Here is a 19,952-nt window from a genome sequence, read left to right on the forward strand (position 1 = left end):
CATCGCTGCCTATTGTGTTTCTCCACGGAGAACGTCCCGTCGTTTAGTTGCTTGATTGCTCAATCAATAAACAGGATATATCCCGATCGTTGTTTAAATTACGATAAAATATTACAGAAATATACTTGTGTGCTACGGCCGTTATGTAACTATGAGTAGTTCTACAGTAACCATAAAAACAGTTATAGTAATTGTTTTTACTTTCACTTACCGAATCGATCGATCGATAACTCACCGACCATCCAGCCAGCCGACGCGAGTAGGTGTACAGCCATGAGCGATATATTCCTCGCTGCCGCCGCAGCACTTCCGCTCGTGACTGCTGCAGTGTTGCTTGTCGGTGCTCTCTGGCCCGCAACAAAGGCCATGCCCGTTGCATGGGCCACTGCCGTACTCGTGGCTGCAACTGTCTGGCAGCTCCCGGTTCGCTGGATCGCAGCGGCGACCACCTGGGGCGTGATGCTCGCTATCGAAATACTCTGGATCGTCTTCGGTGCGCTCGTGTTACTGTATACACTCCAGCAAGCAGGCGCGATCGAACGGATTGCATCAGGATTTGCGTCAATTAGTAGCGATCACCGTGTTCAGACAATCCTCATTGGATTCTTTTTGACGGCCTTTCTCACCGGGGTCGCGGGCTTTGGGACCCCGGCCGCAATCGTTGCCCCACTACTGGTTAGTCTCGGGTTCCCAGCACTTGCTGCGGTTATCGTGGCTCTTGTGGGCCATGCAATTGCAACCACGTACGGCGCAGTCGGTGTCCCAATCAATCCAGGTATCGCGGATGCAGTCGGTTCACTCGAGACAGTCTCTGCTGCTGAAGCCGCGGTATTTGCTGGTGATGTTAGTGGACTTACAGCCACCTACCACGTTCTCCCCGGCTTGGCTATGCCGCTTGTTACGGTGTCAATGCTCGTTTACTTCTTTGGCGACGTACCGCAGCGGTCACTTGCGGCAGTACGCCCTGTCGTCCCGCTTGCGTTGTTCGCTGGAGTAGCATTTATAATCCCATTCACCCTTACAGCCGTGTTTCTGGGTCCGGAACTACCCTCGATCATCGCCCCAATCGTTGGTGGGGGACTCACCGTTTGGGTACTCAATCGAGGGTGGCTGCTCCCCGACAGCCAGTGGCACCTCCCAGATAACCATACCTGGCCAGAGGCCTGGACTGGATCAACCCCTGGAAAGCACTCTGATCGGCCTGCGGATCAACAAAACACCGTGACAGATGGTGGACAGCCATTGTCACTTGGGCGAGCCTGGACGCCGTATATCCTGCTCGTCGTACTCCTCATTAGCACCCGAGATTTCACACCGGTTGGAAGTGCGCTCACACAGCTTGATATGTTCACGCTGTCTTGGACAGGAATCTTTGACACGACTATCACAAACAGTATCGCATGGGCATACGCGCCAGGCACGTGGCTCGTCGCAACTGCACTCATAGCGATTCCGCTGTACGGGCTTTCAGGAACTGAGATCAAACAGGCGTGGCAAGAAGCAGGAGAGACAGCGATCGCCCCTGCTGTTGCACTCACGTTCATTATTGGGACGGTTGGGATCCTTCTTCATTCTGGGCAGTATGGAGGTGCTCCCGGATCGCAGAGCATGATGCTTGCCATCGCTGATGGGGTCGGCGGGACATTTGGCGGGGTGTATACCGCTGTCGTTGCCCCCATCGGTGTCGTTGGGACGTTCGTAACCGGTTCCGTGATGGTCTCAAATGTCACGTTCAGCCCCATGCAGTATGAACTGGCTGGCAAGTTGGGGTATAATCAGGCGCATGTCGTCGCCGCCCAAGCCGCGGCAGGCGGGATCGGGAATGCAATCTCGATTCACAATGTGATCGCTGCATTGGCTACGGTTGGCCTCATCGGCAAGGAGGGAACCGTGATCAGGATGAATATCATTCCTGTTGCCGCGTATACGTTCATTATCTTTGCGCTACTGTCACTTGCGAGTCTCTTTGTCTAATATCACATCAAGCCCCGGAGCAAGATCACGCGGCTGCTGGGAGAACTCACCTGTCGTGACGATCATCACCTGGTTCACGTTGTCCTCTTGGATTCGGAGACTCACGTACTGTTGCACTTCAGGACTTCCAACCGTGGTCGATGGACCGTACCGCTTCGCCTGGATACGCTTTTTTCTTCTCCGTCCACGGCGACAACGTCGATACCGCGATCCCCTGGCTTCCCGACGACGCGTGTCTGCCAGCCGAGATACTCCCACACATCGCTTACAAAACACTCGAACGCCTCGGGATCCATCTGCTGGAGTCGCTGGCGCAAGTATTCGTGAGTCGGTGAATGATATGTAACCGATGACTCCGGAGTATCGGGTGGCATTAGTGTATGTTGAGCGAAGGGCTCTACCGCTGAAAGGTTGTCTGCTGTGTCCTCACGAACCAGCGCATACCTCAAAGCAGGATGCATCCAGTGCAGGTGGTAGTGCGCCGACGTACCCCTTGTGCCTCAACTACCACCCATCAGTCTGGCCAGTATCAGTGGTGCGGTCACGAGTCCGGGTTCAGGCCACGACTGCCACCGGTGGGGTCGGCTTCTCGCCGGATTCGGCCTTCACACCCACGTTAGTGGACGGGGCTAGCCATTCAACTCACCGACCAGCGGGGAGCCAATCCCGCGTGCTAACGGAACCGCAACTGAGAGCTAGTCGTCGGCAGGAGACGCTTCTGACTGTCCTTGCCAGAGGTTCGCATATGTATCTCCACCTGCAATCAGTTCCTCGTGAACCCCCTGCTCAACGATCTGGCCCTGATCCATCACCACAATCTGATCAGCGTTCTGAATTGTTGAAAGCCGGTGGGCAATGATGAACGCGGTCCGCTCCTCGACTAGCCGCTCAAGGCTCTCTTGAATCAGTTCCTCAGTTTCCGTGTCAACGTCCGATGTGGCCTCATCAAAGACGATGATCTCGGGGTCATTGAGCAGTGCCCGGGCGATGGCGAGGCGCTGCCGCTGGCCACCCGAGAGTTTGATGCCTCGCTCACCAACTTGCGTGTCGTATCCATTGGGGAGGTCTGTGATGAACTCATCCGCTGCGGCGGCTGAGGCCGCCTGCTCAACCCGGGCGCGTGCGCTCTCATTGGATCCTTCCAGCCACTCAGCTTCAAGTGTCTCGCGGTCGCCGTACGCGATATTCTCCGCGACGGTCCCCGAGAACAGGTACGGATTCTGCTCGACAATGGCGATGGCGTCCCGTAACGACTGTAGATCGTACTCTCGAACGTCAATCCCGTCAACCTGGACTCCGCCTTCATTGACATCGTGGAACCGGGGAATGAGTTTCAGGAGGGTTGACTTACCGGCCCCGGTCGCCCCGGCAAGCCCGATAGTCGTCCCCGACGGAACATCAAGCGAGACATCATGAAGGACAGGCTCGCGGTCCCCGTAGGCGAATGTAACGTCTTCAAAGGTGACTCCCCCGTCGGTTGACTCGGGGACATGCGCCGATTCGGGGCTGGTAATTGTAGGCTCACGGCCGAGCAACCCAAACACGCGCTCGGAGCTGGACTTTGCAAGCTGATACTTGTTCGCTGACTTACCGACCCGCCGCATCGGCGAGTACAGCCGCCGCAACAGGAGGAAAAAGAGTGCGAACCCGCCGAGGGTTAGCGCCCCCGCCTCACCAGGCACGCCGGTGATGATATCACTCCCACCGATGTAGAGAACGAGGACGAACACGATGCCGGTTAGTAGCCGCAGGGTAGCAAAGAATCCACGTCGGATTCGCAGCGCCCCAATCTTCTCATCGTGGTATGCCTCGCTCTGCTCAGCGACCCGACGCTGCTCAAAGCTATACCGGTCAAACGCCTTAATCACCGCAGCGCCACCGAGGTTGTTCTCAAGCCGCGTGTTCAATCGAGCAACGGTCTCGCGAATCGACTTATATCGAGGCTCGATCCAGGTGAGAAACTGGCCGCTCGCCAGTCCGATGATCGGGACCGGTGCTAGCGCAATGAGTGCGAGCTTCGGCGAGTACGTCCAAAGGATGATCGCAATCCCACCGACCGTTGCGACCACACGGATGAGCTGTCGGAACTCTGTGTTGAGGAACTGCTCAAGCCGATTGATATCGCTGTTGAGGATCGACATCATTCCGCCAGTCTGGTGATCCGCGAAAAAGTCCATAGAGAGCCGCTGAAGATGGCCGTACGTGTCGTTTCGCAGATCACGCTGGACCTTCTGTGCAGTCGCTTGAAGTAAATAGCGAGAAATAAAACGAGTGACCGATCGGACCAGGTACGCGAGAACCGCGATGAGCACAAGCTGTTCAAGTAACGCGAGGCGAGCCGCTTCGCCGGTGATCTCACCTTGCGGCAGCAAGCCCACGTCGGTCAGCAGTCCCGCGTCGGCCGACCCACGGATCGCTCGATCAATGGCAGCCGCGACGACAATCGGGGGGACCAGTCGGGCGAACCGGGTGAGGAACGCCGCAAGCACGCCGAGCGTGAGGGTTGGCCAGTAGCGTTTGGCGTAGCCGAGCAAACTCACCATCGGGTGTCCGTCAACGTTCTCCCGAACGTGCTCAAACCCGCCGTGGTCGTCTGTCACGGTGCTCGATAGCGCTCTCGCGTACAAGTATCCGATGACATGATCTTGTTAATATACGTAAGCGGTAAGATGGTTTTTCATCGTGGTGAGGATACCACCTGCATCGATCAGACAAACGCGCCTGTCAAATCAGACTGAACAAAAGCAAACGGCTCAAATTTGTTCAGCCCAACTACTATCTGATATGGGACAGGAAACACTCAGCGGTGACGATCTCTCTCAATTGCGTGCTGAGTACGGTCGGAAGATGAACGAAAAACTGCCAGAAAAAGCACAGCGTAGCGACGACTGGCCGATTCATCTTGACCACTGTTTTGATCGTGTCGTACTTGACAACCTGTTCGAAAGCGAATGGTACAGCCATGTTGACGGTCGCCCTGCGTACACGCATCTGTCTCAGGGTGAATTACAACAGGCCATCGAGATTGCTGACAGGATGCTCGAACGGGGGGAGACCGGCTGTAGAAGAACTAAATCAAAACTCGCTGCGATGGCGTGATACGCTCGGGGAAGATGGTCAATAAGACGCCATATCTTCTTAGCGGGGAGCCGTTAGTGTGTCTGCAGATCGAGTCTGCTGTCCGTATGGAACGTGGAAAGTGGTATTATTTCATACCGAATAGTTAAAAATTTTACCTGGGAGCGTTATCATAGACTAAGACCGTCGAGCGTCTCGGGGTTTACCACGTGCATCGGCTGCTCGCCCTTGCTCAGTGCCTCGATATCGTCAACTGTGAGTTTGCTGTGACGGTCAATGACATCCTGTGACGCTGAAGCGATGTGTGGCGTCGTGACGACATTGTCCATCTGAAGTAACGGATCGTTCTCAGCAATTGGCTCTTCGGGATATACATCCAGGGCCGCACCACTAATTTCGTCGTTTCTAAGCGCTGAAAGCAGCGCACCATCTTCAAGCAGCGCGGCTCGGGCCGTGTTGACGAAGTAGGCGTCATCGGGCATGGCAGCGAACTCTTCAGGACCAATCATCCCACGTGATCCCGGTGCTACCGCGGCATGGAGACTGACTACGTCGCTCCGTGAACAAAGGTCTTGAAGATCGGTCGTCTTCTCAACGCCGAACGGCTCCATCTCGACGTGGTCGACAAATGGGTCGTAAGCGATGACGTCCATACCGAACCCGTCACGCGCGCGCCTAGCTACGCGTCGACCGATGCGACTGAAGCCGACGAGTCCAAGCGTTCGACCACTGAGTTCTGGCCCACGAAGCATGGTGTACGGTGACTCCGAGCCGATTCCCCATGTCACGTCCTCGCGCTCGCCGCCCGCAGCCGCGTCTGCTTTAGGGTCCCCGGTATCTTTGCCCATCCGAAGGCGGTGGTGGGCACGGGCGATGTTCCGTGTCGCCGCAAGCAGTAGCCCCATCGTGTGATCAGCAACTGTCTCGGCGTTACGGCCTGGGGTATACAGTACGGGGATACCACGCTCTGTCGCTGCAGTGATGTCGACACTGGCTTCCGGCCCGCCACGAGGACACGCGATCAATTTCAAGTCTCCGGCGGCATCGATAACTTCGGCTGGTACACCTTCGAAGCCAGAGATGAATATTTCGACACCTGCGAGTCGCTCTTTGAGTTTCTCAACAGGCATCCGTCCATCACGGGTTTCGATCGGATCAAACTCCACCTCGAACCCGAGTTCGCCTAACTTCTCGATCCCATCTTCTGAAAAGTTCGAGGTTATGAGCACAGACATTGTATTGGTGTCTATTGACAACATTATGAGATAACACCCCAGACAATTAAGTGTGGTTTATCCCGCTGCCAAAGGCCATGATATATCCTATCTGGAATGGCAAATCAGCTGCTGATTGGCGGCGACGACAGCTCCAGATTGAGTGTCACAGTGAGACGATTACGACGGGGGTCCCGTCGAGACTACGCCATCACTGCTTGAGTACTCCACGTAGGACGTCGAAGCTAAACGAATAGCTGCTGAGCCTGACTATAGTAGTGTTTGCAACTGGGTTCACGAATTGATCCGGTATGTAGGCTGCAGAGTCGGTAAAACAGTATGGCAACAAAGTACGTGAACAATTACGTGCAAACGCTACTCTAGTTTACACAACAGTGTCTGTCTAGAGATTGTACGACACCTGACCGAGTAGCGGTCAGCTATACAGGTATATACAATATTGGTTACTCTCACCGGCGACAGAGACCAGAGGCGAACGGCACCAATCGATTATACAGTAGTGGCTCTTCAACAATTGCGTACGGAATGCATAAGAAGGGTCACTACGGGGCTGCGCTGACAGCGTATGCCCCAGTTGGAATGGGAGCGCTTGCTGGGGGTCTGACGTTGCCGCTGTCAGGGGTGGTCTCCTTGCCATCGGGTTGGCAATGTTCCCAGACATCGACATGGACCTTCCACCTGTCTCTCATCGCGGCCCAACACATACAGTCCAGTTCGCGTTTGTCGTCGCTGCCGTAACTGGTGTTCTTGGAGGCTTGCTCGGCCACGCTGCCACCTCCCAGTGGCTCTTGACTATTGGGCCGGCCTGCTATCTCGCTCTCGTCGGTGGACTCACTATCAGCTCACATATCGCTGCGGACGCACTCACACCGATGGGAGTCACCCCGTTTGGCGACGATCAGCACTACTCATACGACCTCTGGAACGCCGACAGCGTGATCGGGAACTACGGACTGCTAGCACTATGGACACTCTCGACATCAAGCGCACTCGCCATCGGTGCAGGACTCAATGCGCTCTTGACTCCGTATTTTTGAATAAGACCCTGAGAGCAACGAGAATATCGGTGTATGTGTCAAGCTCTTGTAAGAAGATTATTACAGAATCCAAGGAAAATGCCCCCGGGGCTTGACCCCAAGTCGATTCACACACACTTGTTGCTGAACTATCTTTTGATCGGTGAAACGACCACCTTACAAAATCGCTGAATTCGCCCAGCTCAGTATTCACCCTGCTATTTGGGGTACTAACCGTTTTATTTTCCCATTAACTTGAATATATATGCAAGTAGTAAATCATACGTGAAACGTACATGCGCTTCTCTTGGTATCCTTTCGGGGTGACTAGTGATGACCCCGTCTACTCCCATCATAGCCTATCTCAGCGCGGGTCTGACCGGTTGCGTGCTGCTTGTTAGCGTCGCGCTCGGTAGGAAGTATCGCTGGTCGAGCGCCCGTGAGCTCAATAAACTCGCTTGGGTGATCGTGGGGATATCACTCTGGTGGTCAACGGTGGCAACGATGAAATTCGCGACGACAGCACTTTCTTCAAAAATTCTGCTGTATCGGCTTGAGATGGTCGCGTGGATCGGGCTTCCCGTTTCGACGGCTTTGTTTGCACTCGTCGGGTTCTATCTCGGTGAGAACGCTGACACGCGCCCAGTGCGTGGACTTCTCACGTTTTTTCTGCACTCCTCGCAATCAGTGTCGTGCTTCCACAGTCCGTTTTGATTGGGACACCACGATCTGTTTGGGTCGGAGAGTCGGTTACGCTTGAGCACGACTTTGGCGTTGCACTGGGAATCGTCACCGGTCTTGCGTGGGCGATCCTCCTCTTCAGTATCTGCATGGTTGTCTACCGGCTCGCCCGCGGACGGCCAGTGTCACCAATCATTATTGCAGCTGTTGCGATCCCATTGTTCCCGGGGAGTATTGCGTTGTTGAAGCTGTTCGCCGTATACCCCGCTGGTGGTGAGGGATTCAACCTCGCTCCGGTGGCCAACAGTCTTGCAGTCGTGGTGTTTGCGCTTCTCGTACACCAAGATGGGATCCAAACTATCGTCCCGGACTCCCGACACGCTGCCATCGAAAACGCCGTGGAAGGGTATCTACTGGCAGACGACCGCGGAGTCGTCGTAGACTTGAACGATGCAGCGGCACACCTGACAACCACGACTGTCGGTGAGCCGGTTCCGTCGTGGCTATGCAAGCCGTTTTACGACGACACTACTGAAACGAGTGTGTCTACGCCAACCGGCCGACACGTGAACGTTCAGCGGAACACGATTGGCAGTGCTGGGAGACAGTGTGCGGTATTTCTCATTCGCGACATGACCGAGCAGCTTCGTCGAATGCGTGAACTCGAATCACGTGATCTTCTCATTAGGTCCATTCCAGTGGGTGTGTTTCGGATCGAGCTGGGCGCATCTCCCCGTGTCGTGTATGCAAACGAGGCGCTTGCTGAGTTATTCGGCCTCGACGACACCGACGCGATATGCGGCCGGCCTGTCGCTCGCGTGTTTGGGTCTCACCAGCTAATCGATGATGCGTCTATTCGGTCGACCGCGGCAGACCCACGTCCGGTTGAGCACGAGTTTGCACCGCCTCATCACGAGCCCTTCTGGGGACTCGTCTCGGTGTATCCGTCACGCGAGGACGAAACAGACATGCTTGAAGGCGTCGTCATGGACATCACCGCTGAAAAGCAGGCGGAAGCGCTCCTCGCAGAGGCGCTCTCGGAGACGACACGGGATCTCGATCTGATAGCGCAGCTCTGGGAGCTGTCGGTAAGCTTCACGGGCTTCGATGACTTCGCTGACGCGGCGCTTTCGGTTGTGACGGCGACGGAGGCGATCCACGCCGCCTGTGTCACTCGACAGGGACCGGCGTCCGGTCCTCAAATCGAATCCGTTGCGGCCGCAGGCGACACACAGTTCCCGCAACAACACCTATTAGAGGCAACAAATAGGGCATATGCCAGCGAAACGTCGTACGACACGACGTGTGAGCACGAACGCACGTCGTACGAGATCATCGCCACGCCAATCATCGCTGAGAACGTAGTCGATTCGGTACTGATCATCGTGAGCGAATCTCCGGTGCAGAAGAGTCTGAAGACACTCGCTGATGACGTCGCCACGGCGCTGGCGTACAAGCGAACGATTACGCATCGAGAGCGTATCTCTCGTGACGATTGCTTTGTCGAGCTTCAGATCACCGTCCCGAACGGACGTCACCCACTCACTCAGATCCTCAAGCAGGCTGACGTCGACACAAGGTCGCTCTCGTTTACTCCGACTCGGGTTGATGAGGACACGACGTGGATGCTCACGCAAGCAGATTACCCTGTGTGTGAGGCACTCACCAGTGCAGCGATCGCTCGTGACTCGAGTGATGCTGTGTCGCCGACAGCGGTTGACGACGATCAGTGCCGATGTGAGGTCGCTGTTGAGACAGCAGACATCCATCACCGGCTCGAACTCGAGGGAGTGGATGTGATCGAGCTCTCTGCAGACACGTGGACGACAGAGGTATGTGTACACGTCCCACCAGCAGTCGACGTCGCCACGGTTGTCGACATCTTTCGAGTGGAGTGGCCCGAAGCGCGCTTGCGGTCTCGGGAGGTCGTCGAACCCGAGCCGGTCACACCACACGCAGTAAGCGAGCTAGATGCGTATCAACGGAAAGCACTGGAGGTCGCGGTCAGGATGGGCTTTTTTGCTCGCCCACAAGGAGCCACCGCAGCAGATGTGGCAGAGGCGCTCGATACCAGCAGGTCGACGGTTACTCGTCGTATCCGAGCCGGCGAAAAAGCGGTGTTTTCGAGCCTGTTCACTGAATCACATACCGAGGTTGGTGGGGACCCAGACGGTGTAGAAGTCTCTGATAGTGAAACGCAATGACGGACTACTCTTAGGGCATTCGCCCTCGAGATCAAGCTCCGAGACACCCTACCGGACTATCTGTCGGTGAGGACCACGAACTCTCGTTAACGCATCTGTAGTGAGCCATACGGCTAAACTAAAACACACATATGCTCAGTAAAAATACTATACTAATCACCTAACAAAACACATACTGTAAAACCACTGCCACACTGGCCATATGTTCAACAAAGACCTAACGGGGTACAAGAGGTTCTCTCGTGCACACAACCATGAGACTCAGGACTCTACGACATCTCAACTTAGTACGCCGTCTGCAGTCGGCTGCCCTCCCCGGTGTGGGGCCGACAGTCCTCTCACGGGCTCTCCATGGTTCTACGAGCTATATGGGTTTGAGTTGTGGAGAGAGCCGGTCGCAAGCGGTGACGGGTTGGGATTCAACGTATGGGATTTGTAACCCTCTCTGTATCTGTGCTGCAGGAGCCAATAGCGTAGACCTCGGCGTCACCCACCGAGACGCCCCAGGCAAACAGGCGACTGGGGGTCCACCGGCGAGCGTTGCGATGGCAGAGACGGCGCGTTCGAGAGCGCGGACCGACAGGGCAGAATGAACCGAGCGTTCACTGCACTCGTCGCGCTGGTCGCTACGGTGATCGTCCTCACAGGGGCTGTCGCCTTCACACCCCCGGCGCTGGCACAAACAACTGGTCCGGCCGATGTGACCCTCAACGAATTAGACGGCTCGGGGACCGATGGTGACCCGTACATCGTCACGACCACGTCGGAACTGCAGGCGATCGAGAATGATACCGCTGCGCATTATCGGCTCGGGAACGACATCGACGCGAGTGCGACCGCACAGTGGAACGACGGGAAGGGCTTCGATCCGATTGGCTCGTTCAGCGGGACGTTCGACGGTGATGGAAACGAAATTTCAGACCTGTATATTCACCGCCCTGGCACGAACAACGTCGGCTTGTTCGGCTCTACTGGCTCGGGTGGACGTATCTCGAACGTCCATCTAGATAACGTCAGTGTCGAGGGACGGAACGACATCGGTGCGCTCGTCGGACACACCGACGGTCAGATTGATGGTTCGAGCGCCACCGGGAACGTCACCGGCAGCACCCGAGTCGGTGGGCTTATTGGTGAGCTGGGATCGACGACCGTCAGCAACTCGTACGCTGATGTAACAGTTGAGGGCGGCTCATACGTTGGTGGATTCGTTGGGGAGATGACTACTGGAGGAGGTCAGATCTTGGGATCCTTTGCCCGCGGTGACGTGAGCGGAAGTGATACTGTTGGAGGGTTTGTTGGGCAAGCTGGCGACTACGCGACCTATGCGCAGTATGCTTTTGGTGGGGGAGGTTCGAGGAAGAAAGAAGCCAGACAAAGGGGCTGTCCTGGCGATTTTGATACCGGCGAGAACCGAAATATAAAGTACGTTATCTCTCACCTGATCGGCGGCCAGGTGTCTATTTCAAATTCATATGCCTCCGGAAACGTCAGTGGGAGTAGCGGTGGGTTCGTAGGTAAGGCAGGCGAGGCGGCAATATCAGATTCGTTCGCATCCGGAGAAACTACATCAAGATTTTCGGGGGCATCTGCAGGTACTTCTCGAATAGCTGGGACAGACGCCCCTTGCCCGAAAGTGAACATTGTTGAGGGCTTGCCTATCTACCGAGGATCAAACAATTACGCATCAGCAGACCAAGTTACGGGTGACAATGCCGCTAAGACCGGATTTGACTTTGAGAACACCTGGAAGATCGTCACCGCCGATGACCCCCGCACCGATTTCGACAAGATCATTCTCCGAGGAGTCGACGAGAACGCGCAGTTCGACAGTGCCGAACGATTGGAAATCACCAATATAGACGTCAACGAGGTCGTCGCTGGGACCACCAATACGATCGAGATTACGGCGTTCGATTTCGCCGGTGAGCTGGACACGAACGTGCCGATCGAAGTCGTCGATGCCGACGGAGTCTCTGGACTGACCGCCGATGCGACGACGAACGACGCCGGCGTCGCGACGGTCTCGTTCACCGAGACGACCGCGGGCACGTACACGATCACGTTCGCGAATGCCGATAAACCCGATATCTCCAATACCGCGTCTGTGACGGTCGTGGCCGACAGCGTCGGGGCGACCAGCGCGGATGGAACAGCTGCCGGGTCGATTTCTGAAGTGGCCCAACCGTCGTCCGGTGCCGGGGTGACTGGCACTATCAACGTGAGTGCCACAGACCGCTTCGGAAACCCGGTTGCGGGCACAAACCTCAGTGTCGCATCGAATGCCAGCCTCGGTGGCCTCGCGAACGGGACGAGTGTGACTACGAACGATTCGGGTGTGGCAGCGCTCGAATTCACTGAAACGCGGGCGGGCGACTACGACGTCGAACTCGTCGACGAGAGCGGGACTGTGACCCAGACGGTCACGGTTACAGTTACGAACCATCCCGATGGCGTGAGTGGCGGTGAGGGCGGTAACATTACCGTTGAAGGCCCCTCGACCACCAGCGCAGGGCAACAACAGGTCTTCGCTGTGAATGCGACGGATGTGTACGGGAACCTGGTCGCAGGTGAAAATATCAGCGCCACCGTACGCGATGGCATCTCGCTGTCGAATACGACGGTGACGACAGCCGGGTCGGGGGTGGCAACGTTCACCGTAACCGGCAAGACCGTCGGTGACTACGAGATCGAATTCAGTGACGAAAGCGGTACGTTCACTGACACTGCGAACCTGACGGTTGACCCGGACCGCGAGGGGTTGTCAGGTGGTAATGGTGGTACCGTTTCAGCGGTTACTCCGCCCGAAGCGGCTGCTGGGCAAACTGGTGTTATCGAACTGAACGTGACGGATCAGTTCGGGAACCTGCTCCCGAATGAAACGGTTATCGTCGCCACAACCGACGGCCTCGGTGGACTTGCGACCTCCACGGCCACAACGTCCAATAGCTCTGGTGTCGCGAAGTTCGAATTCAGTGAGACGAGCGCCGGCGACTACGAGGTCGCGTTCGCGGACGATACCTTCGGCGACGCCACAAACCTCAAAGGTGAATCCATCAGAGGGACGGTGACTGTCACTGTCTCTAACGATCCCGCGGGAGTGAGCGGGGGCACCGGCGGAGAAATCACAATCACCACAACACAGGTGAGTTACGACCGAGGACGTATCGCTGTCACCGCGACGGATCAGTACGGAAACCCCGTCGTCGGTGAGACGCTCTCCGTCGGAAACAACAGTGAGATCGGAGATCCTGCCCTGCCGGCAGAAACGAACGCCAATGGCGTCGCAGCAATCACATTTACAGAGACGACTGCCGGCGATTATTCGCTCACGGTCGCTGATGATAGCGGCGAGATCACCGATACTGCCACCGTGGAAATCGCTCCACATAGCAAGGGCGTGAGCGGTGGTACTGGTGGGACGATTACTGCGGAGACGACCGTCGACGGCGACTCGACGTCGACCGTCGAAATCACCGCTGAGGATGCGTCTGGGAATCGAGTGGTCGGTGAGACGATCCGGATTTCGGATGACGGCGGGGTCGGCGGACTCGACGGAGTAACCGCGGCGACGAACGACACTGGCGTGGCTACGATGCGTATCAGCGGCACAGTCCCTGGAGACTACACCCTCACCGTCTCCGACGACAGCGGCACGATTGATGACACCGCTTCGGTGACGGTGGCTGCGAACAGCGAGGGTGTAACCGGTGGCGACGGCGGGCAGCTCACAGCGCCGGCCTCGCAGACAGCAACTGCTGAGCAAGAAATAACGATCACGGTTGACGTCACTGACGAGAACGGCGTCAGGGTTCCGAACGAGAATATCACCGTCATGGACGCCGCTGGTATCGCCGACTTGGAAGGCGTCACTGCCGTCACGAACGAGTCGGGTGTTGCGACGTTTACGTTCTCTCAGAACGTCACCGGTGACTACGATATCACCCTTGCCGACCAAAGTGGGGCCTTCACGACGACGACAACTGCAACAGTCAGCGCACACAGTAAGGGCGTGAGTAGCGGTGGAGACATTACCGGGACGCAGACGCGTACACCAGGTGGGACCGGAATCACGGTAAATCCGACAGACACGTTCGGGAACCCTGTGGGTGGGGAAGTGATCACCATCACTGACGCGGATGGAATTTCCGACTTAGAGGGTGCCAGCGTCGACGCGAACAGTGACGGAGAGGCGACATTCAACTTCAGTGGAGTACAGGAAGGTGAGTACAATGTGACCGTGGAAGCGGGCGGTATTAGCCGAACTGTCCCGATATCAGTCACTGCGAACAGTGGCGGTGTGAGCGGCGGACAGGGAGGAGCGGTATCGGCGCCAGCGCCGCCGGCAACTCGTGCCGGTCAGACGAGCACGGTCAATATAACAGCAACCGACGAAAGCGGCGTTTTTGTTCCCAAGGAGACGATCCGAATCCGGTCTACTGACGGACTCGGTGGCCTGCCCAGTGGAACGACTGTGGAGACGAGCGCGGATGGTGTGGCCAGCTTCCAATTCAACGAGACCCGCGCAGGCAATTACACCGTCGAGTTCACCGATGAAAGCGGTGAAATCAGTAGTACGACTACCGTGTCGGTTACTGCCGACAGCGAGGGCGCTGTAGAACGCGGAGCGGTCACAAGTGCACGAACGCAGGTAGGAATCGAAGATAAAAACGCACCACTCGAACTGCTTGTCACCGATCAGTATGGGAACCCCGTTCCAAATACGAACGTCACGATTACGTCTCCCCGTAAAGAGTTCAACGGCAAAACCGGGACGACTGATTCCTCCGGCGTGGCAGTTATTAAATACACTGGGACGGAGCCAGGAAAATACCCTGTTGAGGTGGAATTTGCGGGGGCTAAGAATTCTGCCAAGTCCAGCGTTGTCGTTACAGTGTTCGAGAATCTCGATGTTGATCGAGGCCTCGAAACGGACACCCTGATTCACGGAACAGTCACTCACTCGAACGGCGATCGTGCGGATGGGGGCCGCGTGACTGTAGTAAAAGCAGACGGCAGCCACCGTCAAAACGTCTTGATCGATGCGGACGGGAACTACGAGGTTGCTGTCCCGGCTGGAAACTACCGCGTTATCGTTGATAGACCCGGCTCACCCAGGGCAATTGGAGAAGTGAATGCAGAACAAGCGAACCCAGACCCTGCACATCTGACGCTCAATAATCCTGGGACGATTGTCGGAAGTGTTACCGATCAGCAAAAATCGGCAGCCAACCTGCCCGTTCAGATCGGGGGCGAGGGGAGAACGTACTACAGCAAAACCAACAACAATGGAACCTTCGAACTCGATGTTCCGCCAGGGACCTACGTCGTAGCACCACTCGGGACCGGCGCCGGGTTGGGCTCTCGGGAGGTAACCGTTACAGCGGATAATCGTACGGACATTTCAATGGACCTGCAGCCACAGACCATCAATGACGATCCGGAGCTACGCATCGTCGATGGTCCGGGCAATCTGAGCGTCGGCGGACACGAGATGGTCGTTATCCCTGAAATCAAAGATGGTCTCTTACAGGTTCAGATCGCGAACAAGAGTGATCCGGGCCGTAATACGTCGGTCGTGGACACACCGTCGGAGCTGGAAGGATTTGGTGTGACGGAAAACACTGTGTTCGAAATCACGGTGACGGTAGAAAATTACACGCCCCACACGTTGTTCTGGGCACTGCGCAACGCCGAGTTCACCGCCACACCGAATCCGAGCAACCCCGCGGCTACTGATATCACGATCCGCGGAAGTCCAGTGGGGCTCGCGACCACATCAGCCAACAAAAAACGCGTTGGTCCGATGGTCGATGAGGACCCCGCGGAAGTCCTCTGGCCAAGCAGTGAGGAGGACACTGCTGATGCAACGTATAATCAGACCGTGATATTCTCGATCTACGACCTTTCGACTGAGCCAGAAGCGGTACAGAACCGACTCACTGGGATGATTCTCACGACGAACGCACAACAGATCTCACTTCCTGAGGTGCGAGACAACCGCTTGCGAACGTGGATAGCTGCACCACGGTTTGAACAACCCGGGGTCAAATATGACGGGTTCTATCAGGCAACAATCCCGGAGGGGCAGTTAGATGAGTGGGGGGTCGACTCCGCCGAGCACCAACTGTTTGCTGAGTACAAGTCTACTGACCGGGAACTGACGGTCGAATCCACGGGCGACGGGATAAGCGTCGACGTTTCGAATATCTCGTACTCGGCATCGTACGTTGACATCAGAGCCGACGCTGACGCACCGATTCCCGGCGACACCGAATCAGGCAATCAAGATAGTGTCGGCGGTGCTGGAGGGGACGATGAAAGCGGTGCTGGAGGGGACGATGAAAGCGGTGCTGGAGGGGACGATGAAAGCGGTGCTGGAGGGGACGATGAAAGCGGTGCTGGAGGGGACGATGAAAGCGGTGCTGGAGGGGGCAGCAGCGGCACTGATGATGGCGGTGACAGCGACACCACTGGAGGCGGCAGCAGCGGCACTACTGGAGGCGGCAGCAGCGGCACTACTGGAGGCGGCAGCAGCGGCACTACTGGAGGCGGCAGCAGCGGTACTGATGATGGCGGTGACAGCGGTACTGATGATGGCGGTGACAGCGGTACTGATGATGACGGAGAGAGTGGCACTGACGATGGCGGAGAGAGTGGCACTGCTGGAGGCGGTGGCGGCAGTAGTGGTGCTGTTGGCGTCGGTAGAGTGAGCGCCGGAGGCGGGGGCAGCAGCGGCGCTGGAGGCGCTAGTGGCGGTGCTGGCGGAAGTGGTGGTGCTGGCGGAAGCGGTGGTGCTGGCGGAAGCAGCGGTAGTAGTGGTGGTGGCGGTGGTGGAAGTGGTGGCGCTGCTGGAAGCGGTAGTGGCGCTGGAGGCAGCGGTGACAGTGGCGGCGGTGGCGGCGCAGGTGGAGCCGTCGGCGTTTTGCTCGCTTCGATAACCGCTCCGGTGCGGTGGTTCGGCTCGCTGTCTACCGCCGGTAAGGCCGCGGTTACCGTCACCGGTGGTGCTGGTGCGGCTGGAGCCGCCTACAGCTTCGGTGGCGACCGGATCCAGACGCCGACAAACATGGCTCGCCGCCGCCTCCAATCGTGGCTGCGACGGCGGCTGCGCGGTTCGACGCGCCAGCAGCTCACACGGTTCGTCACCAGCTTGCGAAAACGGCTGGCGTGGTCGAACATTCGCGCACGGCTGGCGGCGCTTCGCAAGTACTTCACGCGGTCGTACTGGCGTGAGTGGTTCGAAAGCCACCGGGAACTAGCGACTCGCGAGGGACTCCAGACGTTCCTCGTCGAGACGTACCGGTCGTACCGGAAGCGCCAGTGGCGCGGCTGGCTGCGGAGCCGGCTGCGTGGCGGTGTCGATACCGTCTCTGGCGGGCTCGTTACCACGCTCATCCCCGGCTGGCTCGCCCCTGTCTCCGGGCCTGTTGGAACCGCACTGAGCGTCGTGGTCGCCGAGATACAGCGGTGGATCGAAGACATCGTGATGGGCAAATTCGACGCCCTCGGCAAGCGCTACTCGACGCTCATGCTCCGGTCGAGTGCACTGCTCACGGACACGACCGATCGATTGTGGTACGCACTGAGCGGCGAGAACCCTCCAGCAAGTAATCCGTCGGTGTCGTCGATCGCAGGCGAGCACGCTGCGGCATTACGCGAGGTCGGCATCGAGTCGGTCGACCAGCTCGCAGCGGCGGATCTCGATCACCTCGTGAACACGCTTGAGACTGCGCCTGACGTCGTTGACGCGTGGATCGAGCAAGCACAACAGCGGGGTGCGAAAGCGGATCGGCCACCGATCGCGGAAACACAGAACGGCAAGCGGGTTCGCCAGCGACTCGGTTGGCTCACGGCACGAATCGCCGCAGTGAGTACCGTCGTGGGTGCATACGTGATGGAGACGGTCGAGAGATGCAAGCGCGCACGGATGACGGGACAGCAGCGAGCCTCCCGGCGAGCAACACAGGCGCAGTCGTTCGTCTGTCGCCTCACCGTTCAAACGGCGAAGCAGCTGGACACGACTGGCAGTGAGCTACAGTCGATAGACGGGATCGGCCCGGCGTACTGCGAGCGACTCGCCGAAATGAGAATCACGACTGTCAAGCAGTTGGCAGCGTCTGATCCGGAGCGATTAGGCGCGGCAATCGACGTATCACCGACGCGTGTACGCGAGTGGGTCATACAGGCCGACCAAGAGCAGTCGGTCGTCTCCCATCTCCGACGACGCATCCTCGTGGAGGTTGTGCGAACGGAAGCGACGGCCACCGGCGTCCGAACGGCGAACCCGGTGTCACTAGCTGCAGTCGGCGACACGCGTGCGTGGGCGGTCTTGGACACCGGAGAAGCCGTTGCCGTGGCACGCCTGTCTGCGGTCGGCATTGAGTCCGTACAGCAGTTAGCAGCTGCAGACCCCGGTCGGATCGCGGGAGCGGTCGGCTGTGACGTTGACCGTGCAACCACCTGGGTTGAGACCGCACAGCGATACCAAGAGTACGTTATCCACGCACCACCAGAGAGGTTCAGCCGATGAGGTATCGACACGTGCGAGCGTTCACCTACGAACTCTTTGCCCCCCGACTCGGCGGCCGTCTCGGGACAGTGTTCGACTGGGGAATCATGACCCTGATCGTGGTGAACATCGTCGCTGTGCTGCTTGAGACGGTCGAACCGGTTTCAGCTGCGTACGGTCGTGAGCTCTACCTCATCGAACTCATCTCTGTGACCGTCTTTACGATCGAGTACCTCGCACACGTGTGGTCGATCACCGAGGCACGAACGTACGAAAACCCAGTCCGGGGGCGAATTCGATTCATCGTCAGTCCACTCATGATCATCGACCTTCTCGCCATTCTGCCGTTTTACCTATCTGGTGTGTTGGCCGTAGATACGCGTTTTCTCAGGGCTATGCGGCTGTTTCGAGTGGTGCGACTGCTGAAAATTGCCCGATACTCAGAAACGATGCGGTCGTTTTCGTCGGTGATCCGATCACAAAAAGAAAAACTCGTTGTTGCCGCAGCGATGAATCTCATCTTGCTCGTGTTGTCTTCGTCTGTGATGTATCAGCTCGAACACGAAGCACAACCGGAGCTCTTCAGCTCGATTCCGGCAACGCTGTGGTGGGGTGCGATGACCCTCACAACAGTCGGATATGGCGATATGTATCCGGTGACGAGGTGGGGACAGATTGCTGGATCATTCATCGCCGTATTTGGTATCGGACTGTTCGCGCTTCCGGCATCGATACTGGCTGCGGGATTCATCGAAGATTCCCAGTCGGATGCCGAAGATTCCCAGTCGGATACCGAAGATTCCTGCCCACACTGCGGGAAATCACCCGATGGCCACTGAAGAACACCGTCCGCGTCTCCCACGACTAGTGGCTCTTGATTGACACCGTACCGCCCCAAGACGGCTTTTCAGAGATGGTGTCAACCCACTAGCACAGCCGACACACACGTGGCCTGTTACGACACCTGATTCGCTGTGTGACCCTCCACTCGACCCCCCAAGACAACCGGTAACAGCGATACCAGCTGCGGTTCCAGTCATCGCCAGCACTCCCCGCCTCGTTGTGTACCTCCGTGTCATGAATTTACATATCAAATAATAATGATAACTTTTTGCTTCTGCCGATTGTGAACGTTCCAAAGCTACAACCCTGCCTTCATAGCCGAGAGGATATCAGGGCGCTGTGAGCCCGGATGCGTGGCCGCTACCGTGCGTGGATCGTCTCGACGCCCAACGTTTATACTCGAAACGCCCCC

The 19,952-nt window shown here is 57.3% G+C and carries 9 protein-coding genes and 1 pseudogene; 6 read left to right on the plus strand and 4 right to left on the minus strand.

The window, feature by feature from the left end; genetic code table 11:
• Positions 1 to 273 precede the first annotated feature (273 nt).
• Positions 274 to 1,974: an L-lactate permease gene (locus ACWUI7_RS00440; protein ID WP_496640177.1), complete on the plus strand. Its 1,701-nt coding sequence runs from the start codon at positions 274 to 276 to the stop codon at positions 1,972 to 1,974.
• Here the strand turns inward: ACWUI7_RS00440 and ACWUI7_RS00445 are convergent.
• The 3 genes from ACWUI7_RS00445 to ACWUI7_RS00455 all read right to left on the minus strand — a co-directional run bounded on the left by ACWUI7_RS00445 (position 1,951) and on the right by ACWUI7_RS00455 (position 4,574).
• On the minus strand, positions 1,951 to 2,091 hold the full coding sequence (locus ACWUI7_RS00445) for a hypothetical protein (protein WP_496640179.1): 141 nt from the start codon (positions 2,089 to 2,091) through the stop codon (positions 1,951 to 1,953). The two genes, ACWUI7_RS00440 and ACWUI7_RS00445, sit on opposite strands and share 24 nt — an antisense overlap.
• Entirely contained in the window at positions 2,076 to 2,435 is a 360-nt protein-coding gene (locus ACWUI7_RS00450) for a restriction endonuclease (protein WP_496640181.1), read from the minus strand. Before ACWUI7_RS00450 ends, ACWUI7_RS00445 begins: the two co-directional genes overlap by 16 nt.
• Positions 2,436 to 2,669: 234 nt before the next feature.
• Entirely contained in the window at positions 2,670 to 4,574 is a 1,905-nt protein-coding gene (locus ACWUI7_RS00455; RefSeq protein WP_496640182.1) for an ABC transporter ATP-binding protein, read from the minus strand.
• A 184-nt stretch (positions 4,575 to 4,758) separates the two neighbouring features.
• On the opposite strand from ACWUI7_RS00455, the gene ACWUI7_RS00460 reads away from it, so the two are divergent.
• Complete coding sequence (locus ACWUI7_RS00460) at positions 4,759 to 5,073, plus strand: hypothetical protein (protein ID WP_496640183.1); 315 nt, start codon at positions 4,759 to 4,761, stop codon at positions 5,071 to 5,073.
• Between the two features lie 149 nt (positions 5,074 to 5,222).
• On the opposite strand, the gene ACWUI7_RS00465 is transcribed toward ACWUI7_RS00460, so the two are convergent.
• Complete coding sequence (locus ACWUI7_RS00465) at positions 5,223 to 6,287, minus strand: 2-hydroxyacid dehydrogenase (RefSeq protein ID WP_496640185.1); 1,065 nt, start codon at positions 6,285 to 6,287, stop codon at positions 5,223 to 5,225.
• A gap of 620 nt (positions 6,288 to 6,907) precedes the next feature.
• On the opposite strand from ACWUI7_RS00465, the pseudogene ACWUI7_RS00470 reads away from it, so the two are divergent.
• From ACWUI7_RS00470 to ACWUI7_RS00485, 4 genes and pseudogenes are all read left to right on the plus strand, one after another.
• Positions 6,908 to 7,324, plus strand: a pseudogene (locus ACWUI7_RS00470) (metal-dependent hydrolase); the annotation flags it as partial.
• Positions 7,325 to 7,995: 671 nt separating this feature from the next.
• Positions 7,996 to 10,188, plus strand: coding sequence for a PAS domain-containing protein (locus ACWUI7_RS00475; RefSeq protein ID WP_496640187.1), 2,193 nt, complete (start codon positions 7,996 to 7,998; stop codon positions 10,186 to 10,188).
• 589 nt (positions 10,189 to 10,777) lie between these two features.
• A complete protein-coding gene (locus ACWUI7_RS00480; protein ID WP_496640188.1) occupies positions 10,778 to 18,718 on the plus strand; it encodes an Ig-like domain-containing protein in 7,941 nt (2,646 codons plus the stop codon).
• Entirely contained in the window at positions 18,715 to 19,536 is an 822-nt protein-coding gene (locus ACWUI7_RS00485; RefSeq protein ID WP_496640189.1) for an ion transporter, read from the plus strand. The genes ACWUI7_RS00480 and ACWUI7_RS00485 overlap by 4 nt, the downstream gene beginning before the upstream one ends.
• Positions 19,537 to 19,952: the final 416 nt, after the last annotated feature.

The sequence above is a fragment of the Halorubrum orientale genome (assembly GCF_059623105.1).

Excerpts from the sequence above, each read along its gene's own strand:
- ACWUI7_RS00480 (WP_496640188.1), top strand. The coding sequence starts at position 10,778 with ATGAACCGAGCGTTCACTGCACTCGTCGCGCTGGTCGCTACGGTGATC.
- ACWUI7_RS00440 (WP_496640177.1), top strand. The coding sequence starts at position 274 with ATGAGCGATATATTCCTCGCTGCCGCCGCAGCACTTCCGCTCGTGACT.
- ACWUI7_RS00450 (WP_496640181.1), bottom strand. The coding sequence starts at position 2,435 with ATGCATCCTGCTTTGAGGTATGCGCTGGTTCGTGAGGACACAGCAGAC.
- ACWUI7_RS00465 (WP_496640185.1), bottom strand. The coding sequence starts at position 6,287 with ATGTCTGTGCTCATAACCTCGAACTTTTCAGAAGATGGGATCGAGAAG.
- ACWUI7_RS00460 (WP_496640183.1), top strand. The coding sequence starts at position 4,759 with ATGGGACAGGAAACACTCAGCGGTGACGATCTCTCTCAATTGCGTGCT.
- ACWUI7_RS00485 (WP_496640189.1), top strand. The coding sequence starts at position 18,715 with ATGAGGTATCGACACGTGCGAGCGTTCACCTACGAACTCTTTGCCCCC.